The organism is Bacteroides cellulosilyticus DSM 14838 (genome assembly GCF_000158035.1).
Taxonomy (GTDB): domain Bacteria; phylum Bacteroidota; class Bacteroidia; order Bacteroidales; family Bacteroidaceae; genus Bacteroides; species Bacteroides cellulosilyticus.
The window spans coordinates 1,131,582-1,149,024 of record NZ_EQ973491.1 but is presented as its reverse complement, the minus strand read 5'-3'; the positions used below and the strand labels follow the sequence as shown (position 1 = coordinate 1,149,024).

Sequence of the window (17,443 nt, the reverse complement as noted above, 5' to 3'; positions counted from 1 at the left end):
AAACTGAACAAAATATATAAATTGGCTCAAATCTGCTCTAAAATTGGTAGCGGTGCCACACCTAAAGGTGGGAAAGAATCCTATTTAGGAGGAAATACTTCTTTAATCAGAAGCCAAAATGTAATTGACTTTGGTTTCCTATATAATGGGCTTGCACTCATAAATGATGAACAAGCACATGGATTAGATAATGTCACAGTTATGACAGGTGATGTGTTACTAAATATAACCGGCGATTCTGTAGCTCGCTGCTGTAAGGTTCCATCTAATATATTACCAGCACGTGTAAACCAACATGTTGCAATAATTAGAGGTGACAATAATATAGTGATATCCGATTACATTCTATATTATCTACAATATAAGAAGCCATATCTTTTATCCTTGTCTCAAGGTGGTGCTACAAGAAACGCCCTTACAAAGAAGATGATTGAAGATATTAAAATTCCCTTGCCATCAATTTCTGAGCAGAGGCATATTATAGATTTACTGTCATCTATAGATAACAAAATCGAGCTGAACCGCCGTATAAATGATAATTTAATCAAATCAGTAGCATAATATAATGCATTGGATTCGAGAACATATAAACAAAATTCCAAGCTTTAGCAGCTTTGAGAGCCATATTGCAACGGTCGAAGAGAGTGTTGATTCGAATCCAGCACTGTGTATTGAAACATGTAAAAGTTTAATCGAAGGTATCTGCAAAACCATTCTGACCAATCAAGATATCAACTATACTGAATATGATAAATTCAACACAACAGTAAAAAGAACAATTGAATGTTTAATAGTTCAAGATGAACCCTATAAAGAAGAATTAATCGAGCTTGGGAGAAGAATAGCTTCAGTTTCTCAAAAACTAGCAGAAATAAGGAATAATTCAGGTTTTGCCTCTCACGGGCAGGACATTAAGCATATTCCAATAAGTTCTACTCTGTCACTTCTGGCATATAAAATAACAGATGTTATTGGAGGTTATATTATGCATTACTATACAAATTACGCATCAAAAAGAGACACTCGCATTCATTACGAAGATTGCCAATCATTCAACGAACTATTTGATGATGAAAATCCATTAGAATTGGGAGGAGTTCTTCTATCTGCTTCCGAAGCATTATACAAGCAAGATTATCAAGCATATAAAGAAATATATTTTAGTTTTTTAGATAACCTGAAAAAAGAATAATATTATGGATATTTCAAAAGGAAGTATATACGAATTATTAAATGGTAAATATCAATTTGTAGTACCAGTCTATCAGAGGAAATATAGTTGGCTAAAAGATGTACAGTGCGACAGATTATGGAAAGATATCGTTAATATGGAAAAACAGTCAAAGCGACACCATTTTGTCGGTTCTATTGTTACGATATCTGACGTAAATGTCCCTATGGGAATACATAGATACCAAATAATTGATGGACAACAACGAGTCACTACATTAACAATTCTAATGATAGCCCTACGTGATCATTTAAGGGAGATATCAAGTGAAGAAGTTGATGGAGATACTCTCACTTATTATCTTTTGAAAAATGATCATCAAAAAGGTTATGACCGTTACAAGCTTCTCCTGAACGACAATGATCGTGAAGTACTTATTAAACTTATAGATGTATGCCCGATTAATGAAGATACACAGTCTAATATCCTCAATAACTACATTTACTTCAAAGAAAAAATTGCAGAAAACGAACTAACGCCAGCTCAAATATATAATTCTATCGCGAAGCTTCAAATTGTGAATATAACATTGAAACGCGAAGAAGGAGATGATCCACAACTCATCTTTGAAAGTCTAAACTCAACAGGTATGGATTTATCAGAATCAGATCTCATACGCAACTATATCCTTATGGGTATGACTAACGATGAACAGAAAGATATTTATGTGAATTATTGGCAACCTATGGAAAATGCTTTCCCCGTTGAAAAGCGTTCCGAATTAATGGATAAGTTCTTCCGTGATTATCTCACCATGAAATTAGCATCTATTCCAAATAAAGAGCAAGTGTACGACGATTTCAAATCTTATTGCATCAACACCGGCGTATCCAATAATACCAAAGAACTGGCAGAAGATTTATTTTTTTATGCACAATGTTATAATGAGATTTCCACAAAGACTTGTTCTGACTCAGAGTTGCATGCTATTTTCATAGATATCCGCATAGTAAAAATGGAAGTTGCATATCCTTTACTCCTTAAAGTGTACGGCGATTATAAGAATAATGTTATATCAAAAACTGATTTTATTGCTATTCTGAGATTAACAGAGTCTTATGTTGTCCGACGTGCTGTTTGCGAAATACCAACAAGTTCATTGAATAAAACATTTGCTACAATGCGTAACAATATTAAAGTCGATGATTATTTAAACTCAATTAAAGTTGCATTTCGTTCTTTGGAAACTTACAAACGTTTTCCAACCGATGAAGAATTTAAACGGAAACTCCAAACAAAAGATATATATACAATGAGAAGCATCAATTATATTCTTGTAAAATTGGAGAACTACAACAACAAAGAACCAATATCATTTACAGGATTCACCATTGAACACATAATGCCACAGAATGACAATCTAAAGCCGGATTGGGTTAGTGCTTTAGGTGAAAATTGGAAAGAAGATCATAAGACTTACTTGCATCGTCTTGGAAATCTTACTCTTACTAAATATAATTCAGAAATGGGAGACCGCCCCTTCTCTGAAAAACTTTTAGTTTTAAAACAAAGTGCAACTCATACCTTAAATAAGTACGTAGTTGAACAAAGTATTTGGAATATTAATACTATTGAAGAACGTACCAAACAACTTTGCGATTATTCTATTGATATATGGAAGTTTCCCGCAGTTTCGCAAGAAATCATCTCTACTTATCTCAGACAATCAGAAGAGCTTACTACGAAATACAGTATAGATAGCTATGATTTTTCCAATGTTTTCGTCAAGATGCTTTATACAGAACTTGATAAAGCCATCATGATCTTAAATCCCAATATAAAACGAGAGTTCAAAAAGTTATATATCGCATACAAATATAGAACGAACTTTGTCGACATCATTATCCAAAAAACAAGATTAAGATTAACAATAAATATGGATTTTGATGAAGTGAATGATCCATGTGGTATTTGTAGAAATGTTACAGACATAGGCCGCTGGGGTAATGGAGATGTCGAAATAAGCTTTGACTCTCTCAGTCTATTGAATCAAACTATGGATATCATAAAGCAATCACTAAATAAACAAATATAGCCATGTCATTTACAGAAAATAGCTACGAGAAAGCACTGATTACCCTTTATGAGAATTTAGGTTATCAATATCTATATGGTCCTGACATTGCAAGAGACTATTATACCGCTTTTTATGAAGAGCAATTAGTTAATAGCCTAACAAAGATTAATCCTACAAAGTCTTACACTGCCATTGATGAAGCCATAACTAAATTAAAAAATATTGAAACTGGTAGTTTAGTGCAAAAGAATGAACTTTTCATGGATTATCTTCAACATGGGATTGAGATATCTTATCACGATGGGGTTAAACAACACAACGATATAATTTACCTGATTGATTTCAATAACATCTACCGTAATGACTTCCAAGTAATCAACCAGTGGACTTTCGTTGAGCATTCAGAAAAACGTGCTGATATTATTATTTTCATTAATGGTTTACCACTCATTATTATTGAATTGAAGTCTCCATCACGAGAGGAAACTGACGCTTCTGAGGCTTATCGCCAATTACGCAATTACATGAAAGAAATACCATCACTATTCATTTATAATGTTTTCTGCATCATGAGTGATATGGCATGCTCAAAAGCTGGCACAATCACAAGCAAAGAAGACCGTTATATGGAATGGAAGACCAAAGATGGAATATATAAAAGTGAAGAATTCATTGACTATGACGTGTTTTTTGAAGGTATGTTTATCAAAGAACGCATCATTGACATTATCAAGAACTTCATTTGCTTCTCAAAAGATGAGTTAGGAGCTGCAAAGATACTGGCAGGTTATCATCAATATTTTGCTGTAAAAAAAGCCATTGAACGTACCCAAAAAGCCACACAAGGAAATGGTAAAATCGGTGTATTTTGGCATACGCAAGGCAGCGGAAAATCACTGTCAATGGTATTCTATGCCCACCTTCTACAAGAAGAACTGTCCCAACCTACCATTATAGTAATTACCGATCGCAATGATTTGGATGACCAACTTTATACTCAGTTCTCCAAATGCCAGCAATTTCTTCGTCAAACTCCTGTACAAGCCAAAAACCGGGAGGATTTAAAATCACTTTTATCCGGTCGCGAAGCTAACGGCATTATCTTTACTACGATACAAAAATTTGAAGAATCGAAAGAAGCTCTCTCGCTACGCAGAAATATTGTAGTCATGACTGACGAAGCCCATCGTAGTCAATATGGCTTTGAGGAAAAAGTTGATGAAAAAACTGGTAAGATTTCAATCGGAACAGCAAGAATTATTCATAACTCCCTGCCTAATGCCTCATTCATAGGATTTACCGGTACACCTATTTCCACTAAGGATCGTGATACTACCGAAGTATTCGGAGACTATATTGATATTTACGACATGACCCAAGCAGTAGCTGACGGTGCTACCTGTCCTGTATTTTATGAATCACGAGTGATCAATCTTAACCTTGATGAAGAAACGCTTAAGGCCATTGACGATGAATATGAATTACTTGCTTTGGAAGGAGCAACAGAGGAACAGATTGAAAAAAGTAAAAAGAAAATGTCTCACCTTGAAGAAATACTCGGGGCACCATCAACTATAGATTCCCTTTGCCAAGACATTTTAAAACATTACGAAGAAAACCGTCAGTTTGAACTAACTGGTAAGGCGATGATTGTCGCTTACTCCCGTCCAATCGCAATGAATATCTACCATAGATTGCTTGAACTGCGTCCGAGTTGGGATGAAAAGATAAAAGTGGTTATGACAGGAAATAATGGTGATCCGGAAGAATGGCATGACATTATTGGTAATAAACAATACAAAAAGGAACTTGCCAAAAAGTTCAAAGACAATGATGATCCAATGAAAATAGCTATTGTTGTAGATATGTGGCTCACTGGATTTGATGTTCCATCATTGGCAACCATGTATGTTTACAAACCTATGAGAGGACACAATCTTATGCAAGCAATAGCTCGTGTAAATCGTGTATTCAATAATAAGGCTGGAGGTCTTGTAGTCGATTATATAGGTATTGCTAAAGCGCTGAAAGAAGCGATGCGCGACTATACAGGTCGTGATCGGAATAATTTTGGTAATCCCAATATTAAAGAAACAGCATTTCTCAAATTTAAAGAGAAATTAGAAATCTGCCGTGATATATTTCATGGATATGATTATAGTAAGTTTCAGAATGGAACAGACTACGACCGTGCACAGCTCATTAAAGGTGGTGTAAACTTTATCATAGCACCAGACAGAAGTGAGAAAATGCAATATTTTCAAAAGGAGGCAATACTTTTACATAACTCTATAACTCTTTGTCGCAGTTTACTTAATGACAAACAACGATTTGAAGCGGCATTTTTTGAAACTGTACGCACCTTATTATCAAGAATGACTGGTAAAGGCAAAGTGACAAAGCAAGAAATAAATGCTCGCATCAGCGAGCTACTCAAACAAAGTGTAAAAAGTGACGGAGTAATAAATTTATTCTCAGATGTAAAATCTGAATTTTCCTTATTTGATACAACTTTTCTGGATGAAATATCTAAAATGAAAGAAAAGAATATCGCCATTGAATTATTAAAGAAACTCTTAGCTGAAAAAGTAAAAATCTATCAGAAAACAAATCTGGTTCAAGCCGAAAAGTTTTCTGATATGCTTAACCAATCACTATCAAATTATCTAAAAGGTTTACTTTCAAATGAAGAAGTTATTCAAGAGTTACTAAAACTTGCAGCTGAAATTTCTCAATCAGAAATTGAAGGAAATGAATTGGGACTTACTGCCGAAGAAAAGTCTTTTTATGATGCTTTGACACAACCAAGAGCTGTACACGATTTCTATACTAATGAACAATTAATTGCAATGACTAAAGAATTAACAGAAGAACTCCGTAAAAATCGTACTATCGATTGGCAAAAAAAAGAATCAGCAAGAGCAGGAATGAGAAAGATGATTAAACGGCTTCTAAAAAAGTATAAATATCCACCAGAAGAAGCGGCAAATGCTTTAGAAACGGTAATTCGCCAATGTGAACAGTGGAGTGATAATTCGTCGGAAGATTATTCGACGAATAACAATATCAGAAAATATAATTTTCAAGAAAACTCATATTCCATTGCAGCTGAACCACAATCTGAATATAATAAGTATCCCAAAACATAAGCGGCCTGTAAATATTTACTCTGTTAGTCTTTAGCAAAAAAAGAAAAAACTATATTATTATACAACATGCTTTAAATAGAAATATTAAGAAGCCGTATTTCAGCAAATAAAATTTTATCCATACCTTTACAAAATTCTAATGCACATATATATACTAAATAGGATTCAGATATGAAGAAACGAATTACTACATATTTCATAGGAATATTAGCATTAGCCATGCTATGTAGCGGATGTAGCACTAATCGTATGGCGGCAGGTGACCCGGGCGCGGTGTTGGCCGGAGCATCCATCGGAGGAAATGTGGGAGGCGCCATCGGAGGCCTCATTGGCGAAAGTAACAGGGGATGGAGAGGTGGCTACCGGGGGTCCGCCATTGGTACCATCGTCGGAACCATCGCCGGAGCAGCCATCGCAAATGCCGCTACCGCCCCCAAGCAGACAGAAGAATATAGCTACCGGGTAGAAAGGACTCAACCTTCCAGACCCCAACCCCAATATTCATCAGCTATCGAGAATCTGAGAATACATAATATACGTTTCATTGACACCAATCGCGACCATACAATCAACTCAGGCGAAAATTGTAAAGTGATCTTCGAAATCATAAACGAAGGAAACAGAACAGCTTTCAACGTAGTACCGGTAGTGGCCGAAATCACGGGCATGAAGCGTATCTATATTTCACCCTCGGTCATGATAGAGCAGATTAAGCCTCATGAAGGTGTGAAATATACCGCCAGCATCAATGCCGGAGAACGGATAAAGACGGGAGAAGTCATCATACGCGTTGCCGTAGCCGATGAAAACGGACAGGAGTACGACTGGCAAGAGTTCTCATTGCCTACCCAACGATAAGCAACTTTATTTTAAACGATTACACCATGGCCGACAATTATTTAGAAAAACAATACGAAGCATACCAAGCCCGGAAAGCCGCTTGGGAAAAAGAACGTAAATACGGAAAGAAGCCCTCGCCTATGAAGCGTCCGAAAACTTTGGAAAAATCAAAAGAGGGTGAAGAAACACCCCCTGTTAGTACCAATTTGGAAAATACTATTTGAATGCCGGAGCCGGCAAATGCATACCTGCCATCGTCAAACCATTGTCTTTGGCATATTGAAGGAAATACTTACGTGATTTCACCGCCTTCTCCCTATCCATATCATACGTAGCGCAGATTTCGGGATGCTCCAACTGAAGGGCAGCTCCATGGATAAGATCGGCAATCACCAACAATTTGTTCGCCTGGAACACGGTATGCCCGGGAGTATGTCCCTCAGCATTCATCGCAACGACATTGCCCGGCAATGTTTCTCCGAACTCAAACAGATGCAAACGGTCTTTATAAGCATTCATCGTTTTCAACACTTGCGCATTCCTGTCGGCAGGCATCTTGAGCCAGGCATCATATTCCACTTTCGATGCATACACTTCAGCATCAGGAAACACAACACTATCCCCTCTCATCATTCCACCGATGTGATCGCCATGGAAATGGGTGAGATACAAATATTTAATATCGGAAGGGGTAACTCCCAAAGAAGCCAAGCCCGATAGCAAACGGCTATCCGGTGCTCCCATGCCCGTATCGAACAGGATTCGGATTTCACCCGTTTCTACCAGAAAAGCACTCATGGACGAAGGTATTCCACTTTGTAGTTTCAAACTCTCTATCAGACTATCGTCAGCATCCGCGAAAAGCGTTCTTTCCATCAGGCGCTCTTTCGCATTATCCTGTATCCAGGTAACTTTCACTTCATCCAGTTGCAATGTCTTCAGGCCATCGCACACCACATTTACACTATCCATACTTACATCCTCATTTACTTGCTTTTTTGTGCCTCCGCCACAAGCTGATAACACGAATATTGCAGATGTAACAACCAGATACTTCCACGTTTTGTTTCTCATTAGCTTATAAATTTAGTTCATAAATAATAGACGACTCCATAATCAGGCCGATTCCGCGCAAGGATGCGTAAACCAGAAACGACTCCCGACTCCTACTTCCGATTCGGCGCCAATCGTGCCACCAAGGTGCTCCACAATACTCCGGCAGATGGACAACCCTAAGCCGGTGCCCTTGGAGAATGTGTTCAGTTTCACAAATCGGTCGAAAACCTGACCCACCGCATCCGGTGCGATGCCGATACCTGTATCCGTAACCGAGAACTCTATTTCATTAGTCCCCTCTTTAAAATGGTACTCCAGAGTGATCTGCCCCTTACTGGTGAATTTCAGAGCATTATTTATAAAGTTGGTGATGACCTGCATCAGACGTTTCTTATCCGTATAGATACGATAATCGGGCAGACCGGAAGCCAACACAACCGGTACAGGCTTATCTTCCTTGATTTCATAACCACGCAATATATCTTCACAGAAATCCCTGATATTCAAATATCCCATGTTGAAATCGAGCGTTCCCGCCTCTATCTTGGATAAATCCAGAATGTCAGATATCAATTGTAAGAGTAATTCCGTGTTCTCTTGCATGATTTCAATATAGCCCTGACGCTCTTCTTTATCCTCCTCCTCAACAAGCATACTTGCGAAACCGACTATGGAATTCAACGGAGTACGAATCTCATGACTCATGTTAGCCAGAAAGGCGGACTTCAAACGATCCAGATTTTCGGCCTTATCTTTGGCTATTATCAATTCTTCTTCTATCTTTTTCTGATGGTCGATATCAACGCTGGTAATGACATGTGCCATCTGTCCGTCTATCCAGGGAAATGCCGCACTGAATACACGAAACCAACATTGATCGAACGGGCGTTGGTAATCCCAGGAGTAAACTTTAGTAGGTAGACCGTTTTCGTCGATCAGGTGTCTTTTAGGACAAAACTCACATTCGCCCGTTTTATCGGTATAAAGGGCCTGCCAGCACTTCTTTCCTTCAAAATGCTTAATGCCACCATACGGAGCCCATAGACGCATTGGCATACAACATATCATGAGAATCAAAAGAGTTCACATAAATGTCGACTCCCATATTGTTCATGATGCTACCCAGCGTATTGCTTGCCCGCACTTCCCGTTCTTTATATTCACGAACGGCTATTTCTTTAGAAAGCGAACCGAGCAGAAGATGAATGGTTTGCAATTCCTCATCCGTGAAAGGAGTTGTATCCTCCCTATCCGCAAATCCTATAAAACCGATAATCTTTCCTTCACTATCTTCAAACTGACGGACCAGCAAGGAATCCGTTTTATGAAAATCCAGAACGTCAATATCGACTAAGGAATTGTCATCGTTTCTACTGGCATAAAAAGGACGGTTCTTGACCTTCATACGATCGGAATGTATTTTGGTCATTTCACTCATCTCAAAGCGACGCTTCAGAGAATGGTCTTCATTTCCAATCGTTTCTTTCAGGAAGAAATAGCGAAAACCATCGGTCTGATAAACAAATCCTTTTTTAAACTTATAGAAAGTACAAATATCCGTCAATGATTCCGTGATTTTCTTTTCAATGGATTCACATCCATTTAAACGCTCTAAGAAATGAAGGAGAAATACACTTAAACTCTTGTCCTTTTCGATCATATTACTTTTTACACCTTAGGGTTAGAGACACTTAAAACAAAAATAAAATACATTTTCGAGTATCTTCAAGGCGCTAATATACAAACTTTTAAAAGAATAAAAAAGATTTTCTATGTACTTAACTATCACCTTTTTTCTTCTTTTCGAACAAAATAAGAAATATAAAAACTAATTTATTTTACAAGTTCATTTACTAAGAAATACAACTTTAAGCGTTCAGATAAACTATAGCCAATCATTCATAATTTTCATAACGCGAACGCAACTTTGCCGAACGACTGGATGCTTGCTCCCTTTTATCCGCCGATTGCTTTTGTTGCGATTCCCGAGCTAATTTCGGTTTCGCCGGACGATTATGACGTTTGGGCTTTTCAGCAACAACCGTTGCTTGCTGAGCATTCTTCAAGGGTTCGGCAGGCTTTCTGCCCTCCCGCCTCTTATTGTTCTGCTTGCCTTGTTGCTTATCTGCCGGTGCTTTCGCTTGTACCTTTCGTGCAACATTGACAACCGGAGCTGTTTTCGTCTCCTCCAAAGGCGGTAAATCATGTTTCCGTTGCTCCAGTTTGATACCTGTAAGTTTCTCTATTTCACGCAACATCGGCACTTCTTCGCCCGAACAAAAGGCAATGGCACGTCCCTCGCAACCCGCACGTCCCGTACGTCCGATACGATGGACATAAGTTTCCGGTACATCGGGCAAATCGTAGTTGAGAACCAAATCCAAACCTTTGATATCAATACCGCGTGCCGCAATATCCGTAGCGATAATTACATTGGAACGACCTTCCTTGAAATTACTCAATGCACGCTGGCGGGAATTTTGCGACTTATCTCCATGGATACTTTCACAAGTGATGCCACGACGTGATAAATAGCGCGCTATATTATCCGCCCCATGTTTGGTACGCGAAAATACAAGTACCTGATGTCCGGCCTCTCCGAGTAATAGTTGTGCCAGCAATTCCTTCTTCTGAGGCTTTTCTACACGATAGACTGACTGACTGATGATTTCCACTACGCTGGATGCCGGAGTGACTTCCACCCTCGCCGGATTGCGCAATAAACTTTTAGCCAGGCGGTCAATACTATCAGGCATGGTAGCCGAAAAGAACAAGGTTTGCTTCTTGGGCGGGAGCTTAGGCAACAAGCGCTTTACATCGTGGATGAATCCCATATCGAGCATACGGTCAGCTTCGTCAAGCACGAAGTGCCGCACATGGTCGAGGCGGATAAATCCTTGTGACATCAGATCGAGCAAACGACCGGGAGTAGCCGTCAGGATATCTGTTCCGGCACGCAATTCATCGGTTTGCGACTTCTGCTTTACCCCACCGAAAATAACGGTATGGCGCAACGTGGTATATCGTGTATAGTCTGCCAGCGATTCATCAATCTGAATTGCCAACTCACGCGTTGGAGTAAGGATAAGAGCACGAATCTTACGTGGAGCACCTTTCTGCTGAGATATGGGGTCGGCAAGCAATTGTTCTATGATAGGTATGGCAAATGCCGCCGTTTTACCGGTTCCGGTTTGAGCCAGTCCTAATAAATCACGCCCTGTCAGGGCTTCCGGTATGGCTTGTTCTTGTATAAGAGTAGGAGTAGAATAGTTTTTTTCAAGGAGCGCACGGCACACCGGCTCCGAAATATTCATCTGTTTAAATGTCATCATTTCTTTTAATTAGGGCGCAAAGGTAGGCTTTTATGAGGAATAATCATTATATTTGCATGAAAAGTAGTTTTTAATTAACTACAAAGAACAGATATTCAAACTATTATATCGCATGAAAATACATCATATTGCCATCTGGACTTTTCGCTTGGAAGATTTGAGAGAGTTTTATATCCGCTACTTTAACGGAACAAGCAATGAAAAATATATCAATCCGAAAAAGGGTTTCGAGTCCTATTTCATCTATTTTGATGATGGCGCGGCATTAGAATTAATGAGCCGTACAGATGTGCAAAATACTCCGATAGAAGAGAACAAGTTGGGACTCACGCACTTTGCTCTCTCTTTCCAAAGCAAAGAAGACGTTTTCCGCACTACTGAACAACTCCGTAGCGATGGGTATACCATAGCCGGCGAACCGCGGACTTCGGGCGATGGATATTTCGAAAGCGTCATACTCGATCCGGATGGCAATCGAGTGGAATGTGTATACAGGAAAGAAGAAACCGGTAATGAACCGGATGCTCCGATTAAAACGGAACGGCTACTATTACGCCCTTTCCGGGAAAGTGATGCGGAAGCCTTCTTTAAATGCTGCCAAAACCCGAACATAGGAAACAATGCCGGCTGGAAACCTCACGGATACTTAGAAGAATCACAAGAAATCCTTCGTTCCGTATTTATATCCCAGTCCGGAATATGGGCTATCACCCTAAAAGAAGACGGACGTTTGATCGGTTCAGTCGGCATCATTCCAGATCCCAAGCGTGAAAACCCGCAAGCACGCATGCTGGGATACTGGCTCGATGAATCCCATTGGGGAAAGGGCTATATGACGGAAGCGGTGCAATCTGTTCTCGATTACGGATTCAACACCCTCCAACTAAGCCTCATCACCGCAAATTGCTATCCTCATAACGAGCGCTCACAACAGGTTTTGAAACGCCACGGTTTTATTTATGAAGGCACTCTCCATCAGGCCGAGTTAACCTACGATGGACATTTATACGACCACCAATGTTACTATCTGGCTAAGCCGTGAATTGCGAAAAATCAGTATATAAAATAAAAAAATAAGATTTACATTAAAATAGTCTTTTTTTAAGATGAACAGAATCTGCCATTCGGACATAAAACGAGTTAATTCTCACATTTTTATTTATTTGTGCAAGAATTAAAAATATTCATGTACATTTGCAAAATGAGTTATTCTTCAGCTATGAAAAAACACTATCAGCTACTGAAAAGAGTTTCGATTATTCTGATCTTCTTTGTCCTATTTACAAAGATGCATGCGGTAGAACCCCAGTACGCTGAACCCCAAGATATTCAGAAAACAGAAACCAATATTGAAGTTGAAGAACATCCACAAGATTATATTGTAATCAAGATACCTTTCCAAGCCAAGTACAAGCCTCTTTTTATTTGTATCATTGTTCTGGCTCTCTCTTTCATTTGCTTTTTCATCATCTATCCGCTACTTCTCTATGTCAGAGAGTCTAAAAGAAAGCGCACCGCCCAAAGGGAACTAACCAGGGAAAAGGAATTATTATCGCTATCACTCGAAAAGAGCAACATCTACGCCTGGAAATACATAGAGAAAACAAATGCTTTCATCTGTGATAAAGAATTCTTTGAGCATCTGGATATGCCTTTCCGTGCCTTTACCCTACAAGAAATGGCCGAAGCGATACATCCGGAAGATAGAGTGGATGTGTTGAACACGTTTTATCATGTGAAAAACCAACCGGATTCCAAAACGCACACCCAATGCCGGTGCAACTTTAATGGTAAAGGGTATATCTGGTATGAACTCCGTTATGTTAATCCCACGGAGGCAATGGCGGAAACGGCCTCCATTATAGGCTTAATCACCAATGTGCAACACTTCAAGGATAAAGAAGAGGAACTCATGAGAGCAAAAGACCTGGCGATAGAGGCAGAACTGAAGCAATCTTTCCTCGCCAATATGAGCCATGAAATACGTACTCCACTGAATGCAATTGTGGGGTTCTCCAACTTACTTGTCAGCGAAGACGACCTCCCCGATGAAGAGAAAGCTGACTTCATCAATACGATCAACACGAATTGCGAATTGCTTCTGAAACTCATCAATGATATACTGGAACTCTCCCGTATCGAATCGGGCAACATGACTTTCTCCTATTCAACGTGTAATCTGAATAATTGGGTGGATAGTATGTATTTGACACATTCCTTATTGATACCCAAGGAAATAGAGTTCATCAAAGAAGTGCCCGATGCCGCATTCTTCATCAATACGGACGTGAACCGCCTCAGCCAGATAATGACTAACTTCCTGAATAATGCCACTAAGTTTACCAAATCAGGATACATCAAACTGGGCTATGAAATTGATTTTTCAACATACGAAGTTTCCATTTACGTAGAAGATACCGGCAAAGGTATTCCGAAAGAAGAGCAACGAATGATATTCGAACGCTTCTACAAACAAGATGAATTTGTTCAAGGCACGGGGCTGGGACTTTCCATCAGCATGGTAATTGCGGAAAAACTCGGTGGGAAGATTAGTGTGGCTTCAGAGATTGGAAAAGGAAGCCGGTTCACTTTCCTCCTACCCTACCATAATGAAAGCGAGGAATTCTTTTCTGCCGGATAACTTCACAGATACCCAAAGAATGTAGTATCTTTGCACCATTATGTTGCACCGTTTTACTACTTCAATCAGCGATATTCCACTTCCGGAAAGGTTTACTTACCCTTTCTGTTATACTCCTCATCCATTGTGTGTAATGGCGGCGGAAGAGGTACAACACTACCTCAGCAAGCAAAACAACTGGCAAGAGGAATTAAGCCAGGGGAAAATGTTCGGAGTGCTGATAGTGCAAACCGAAGATGGAAGCATAGGTTATTTAACCGCCTTTTCGGGCATATTAGCCGGGAAGAATATACATCCGTATTTTGTACCGCCCGTGTACGATTTATTGCAACCTCAAGGCTTCTTCAAAATAGAAGAAGAAAACATATCCGCTATCAACCATCGTATCCGCCGGTTGGAAGAGGATAAGAAATATATTGACTTGTTATCAGATCTTACCCAGACCACCCAATCTGCACAAGATGCATTGTCAATTGCCAAGATACAATTGAAAGAAGCAAAAGATAAAAGAGAATTGCTCAGAAAGACAGGTCAGCTTGATGCAAAAGAAGAAGCTGATCTGATACGAGAGAGCCAGTTCCAGAAGGCAGAATATAAACGGTTGGAACGTTCCTGGAAAGATAAGATAGCCTCCTTGCAGGTAGAAGCTGGTAATTGGGAAAAACAAATACAGGAGCTGAAAGCAGAACGTAAAGTCCGCTCTTCCGCCTTGCAACAACAACTATTCGAACAATTCAGAATGTTGAACTACCGGGGAGATGTGAAAACTTTATGCGACATATTCGAGCAAACCGTACATAAGACTCCTCCCGCCGGTGCAGGTGAATGTGCCGCTCCTAAAATGTTACAACAAGCCTATCTGCATCATTGGAAACCGATAGCCATGGCCGAATTCTGGTGGGGTAATTCTCCCAGAAACGAAGTACGGCATCACGGTTATTACTATCCAGCCTGTAAGGGTAAATGCGAACCAATTCTCCGGCACATGTTGCAGGGATTGGAGGTAGAAGCAAATCCTATGCAACAGGAGGCGGAACGAGGCAATGAAAAATTGAATATAGTTTATGAAGACCAATGGCTACTGATTATTAATAAGCCTGCCGGAATGCTTTCAGTACCCGGAAAAGAAAGACAAACATCCATATACGACCTGGCAAGAGAAGCTTATCCGGAAGCAGAGGGTCCCATGATCGTACATAGGCTGGATATGGCTACATCGGGACTTTTAATCATTGCCAAAGATAAGAAGACGCACCAACACTTACAGGCACAATTCAAGAATCGTAGTATCCGAAAGAAGTACATAGCCTTGCTCGATGGCATCGTCCCGGAAGATGAGGGCACTATTGAACTATCGCTTTGCCCCAATCCATTGGACCGCCCCCGGCAAATGGTAGACACACAATACGGCAAGCCTGCCATCACTTATTATCAGGTTCTCGAACGTACAGATAAATATACACGTATAGCCTTTTATCCCCATACCGGACGTACTCACCAACTTCGCGTACATGCGGCACATCCGTCAGGACTGCATTGCCCTATCATAGGCGACGAGCTTTATGGAAAGAAAGACAAAAGGCTCTATCTGCACGCTGAATCCATAGAGTTCACCCATCCCGTCAACGGGCAGTCCATGTGTATTACGAAAAAAGCAGACTTCTGATTATTGCTTTTTCCAAAAGCTCGGATAGAGGAAAAGTTGACGAGTTAACTTCCTTTCTGTATGGAAAGGAAGAATCAAAAAGCCTATATAAACCAACAAATAACTTAGGAAATGGGCTTATCCGCATAAGCAGCATGTAGATTTTAATCCCTATTTTTGCAAACGGATAAATCTATCCGATCAGACACTATTAACTCAATTAATGATAAAGACCATGAAATTCGTAACTTTAGTATGTAGTTTGCTTTTCTGCCTGCCATCTTTTGCACAAGAGAAATTCCCCGATGGTACCCTTATTCCCGACTGGTTCAGACAGAACGAAATTGTAAATATCGAAACCCTTGGCGGTAAATATAAGATCACTGATCATGGTGTGGTGAATGACAGCACCTTACTTCAAACAGAGAAAATTCAGGCGGTTATCGACCAGGCATCATCCAAAGGTGGCGGTGTGATCATCATCCCGAAAGGTACTTATCTGAGCGGTGCACTCTTTTTCAAGCCTAAAACGCACCTTTATTTGGAAGAAGGAGCTGTTTTGAAAGGTAGCGATGATATCAGCAACTTCCCTATAATCAATACCCGTATAGAGGGGCAATCACTTAAATACTTTGCCGCACTGGTGAATGCCGACAAAGTAGATGGTTTCACCATTTCCGGTAAGGGAACCATCAATGGCAACGGACTACGCTATTGGAAATCTTTCTGGTTACGCCGCACCGTTATTCCGAAATGCACGAATATGGATGAGTTGCGTCCGCGCCTGGTGCACATTTCCAATAGCAATGATGTACAGCTTTCCGGCGTACGCCTCATCAACTCTCCTTTCTGGACGACACACATTTACAAATGTAACAATGTGAAGCTATTAGGTCTATATATTTTCTCTCCGGCTGCTCCTGTTAAGGCACCCAGCACGGATGCCATAGATATTGATGTATGCAACAATGTGTTGGTTAAGAACTGCTACCTTTCTGTAAACGATGATGCTATTGCTCTTAAAGGTGGAAAAGGCCCCTGGGCTGATAAGGATTCTAACAATGGAAGTAACACTAATATTATTATAGAAGATTGTACGTACGGTTTCTGCCATAGTGCACTGACTTGCGGTAGCGAGTCTATCCATAACCGCAATATTATTCTCCGTCGTTGTACCATCAATCAGGCAAGCCGTCTGTTGTGGTTGAAGATGCGTGCCGATACTCCCCAAAATTATGAATATATCCTTGTGGAGGATATTAAAGGAAATGCCAAAAGCTTCCTATACATCAAGCCGTGGACTCAGTTCTTTGATCTGAAAGACCGTAAAGATATTCCGATGTCTTACTCGGACCATGTAACAATGCGTAATATAGACTTTGAATGTGATGTGTTTTTCAATGTAAGTGCATCCGAGCAGTACAAACTGACGAATTTCAAATTTGAGAATCTGAATATTAAAGCGAAAGATGGTGAGTATGACAAGTCGATTATCCCGTCATCTGAATGGAATAATGTGAAGGTAAATCAAT

The 17,443-nt window shown here is 39.9% G+C and carries 12 protein-coding genes and 1 pseudogene; 10 read left to right on the top strand and 3 right to left on the bottom strand.

The genetic code is table 11. From position 1 onward, the window contains the following. From BACCELL_RS16660 to BACCELL_RS16635, 6 genes are all read left to right on the top strand, one after another. Window positions 1-561 (top strand): restriction endonuclease subunit S (locus BACCELL_RS16660; protein WP_007213108.1); only part of this gene is annotated, 561 nt, incomplete at its 5' end. Between the two features lie 4 nt (window positions 562-565). Next, a complete protein-coding gene (locus tag BACCELL_RS16655; protein WP_007213107.1) occupies window positions 566-1,192 on the top strand; it encodes an abortive infection family protein in 627 nt (208 codons plus the stop codon). A gap of 4 nt (window positions 1,193-1,196) precedes the next feature. Continuing rightward, window positions 1,197-3,266 carry a DUF262 and DUF1524 domain-containing protein gene (locus tag BACCELL_RS16650; RefSeq protein ID WP_007213106.1) on the top strand — a complete coding sequence of 690 codons (2,070 nt, stop codon included), beginning with the start codon at window positions 1,197-1,199 and terminating at the stop codon, window positions 3,264-3,266. Window positions 3,267-3,268: 2 nt separating this feature from the next. After that, window positions 3,269-6,397 (top strand): type I restriction endonuclease subunit R, encoded by a 3,129-nt coding sequence (locus BACCELL_RS16645; protein WP_007213105.1) that lies wholly within the window; start codon window positions 3,269-3,271, stop codon window positions 6,395-6,397. A 171-nt stretch (window positions 6,398-6,568) separates the two neighbouring features. Next, entirely contained in the window at window positions 6,569-7,255 is a 687-nt protein-coding gene (locus tag BACCELL_RS16640) for a COG1361 family protein (protein WP_044153944.1), read from the top strand. Window positions 7,256-7,281: 26 nt separating this feature from the next. Continuing rightward, window positions 7,282-7,461 carry a hypothetical protein gene (locus tag BACCELL_RS16635; RefSeq protein WP_007213103.1) on the top strand — a complete coding sequence of 60 codons (180 nt, stop codon included), beginning with the start codon at window positions 7,282-7,284 and terminating at the stop codon, window positions 7,459-7,461. On the opposite strand, the gene BACCELL_RS16630 is transcribed toward BACCELL_RS16635, so the two are convergent. From BACCELL_RS16630 to BACCELL_RS16620, 3 genes and pseudogenes are all read right to left on the bottom strand, one after another. After that, complete coding sequence (locus tag BACCELL_RS16630; RefSeq protein ID WP_007213102.1) at window positions 7,454-8,311, bottom strand: MBL fold metallo-hydrolase; 858 nt, start codon at window positions 8,309-8,311, stop codon at window positions 7,454-7,456. The genes BACCELL_RS16635 and BACCELL_RS16630 overlap by 8 nt on opposite strands. 42 nt (window positions 8,312-8,353) lie before the next feature. Beyond that, a pseudogene (locus BACCELL_RS16625) lies at window positions 8,354-9,953 on the bottom strand (sensor histidine kinase). A 235-nt stretch (window positions 9,954-10,188) separates the two neighbouring features. Next, complete coding sequence (locus BACCELL_RS16620) at window positions 10,189-11,622, bottom strand: DEAD/DEAH box helicase (protein ID WP_044153943.1); 1,434 nt, start codon at window positions 11,620-11,622, stop codon at window positions 10,189-10,191. Between the two features lie 115 nt (window positions 11,623-11,737). Between BACCELL_RS16620 and BACCELL_RS16615 the strand changes: the two genes are divergently transcribed. From BACCELL_RS16615 to BACCELL_RS16600, 4 genes are all read left to right on the top strand, one after another. Beyond that, window positions 11,738-12,667, top strand: a complete 930-nt coding sequence (locus BACCELL_RS16615) for a VOC family protein (RefSeq protein WP_007213098.1) — start codon at window positions 11,738-11,740, stop codon at window positions 12,665-12,667. 177 nt (window positions 12,668-12,844) lie between these two features. Next, window positions 12,845-14,266 carry a sensor histidine kinase gene (locus BACCELL_RS16610; protein ID WP_007213097.1) on the top strand — a complete coding sequence of 474 codons (1,422 nt, stop codon included), beginning with the start codon at window positions 12,845-12,847 and terminating at the stop codon, window positions 14,264-14,266. A 40-nt stretch (window positions 14,267-14,306) separates the two neighbouring features. Further along, entirely contained in the window at window positions 14,307-15,932 is a 1,626-nt protein-coding gene (locus BACCELL_RS16605) for an RluA family pseudouridine synthase (protein ID WP_081450826.1), read from the top strand. Window positions 15,933-16,146: 214 nt separating this feature from the next. Then, a partial coding sequence (locus BACCELL_RS16600) for a rhamnogalacturonidase (RefSeq protein ID WP_029427738.1) occupies window positions 16,147-17,443 on the top strand: 1,297 nt, incomplete at its 3' end.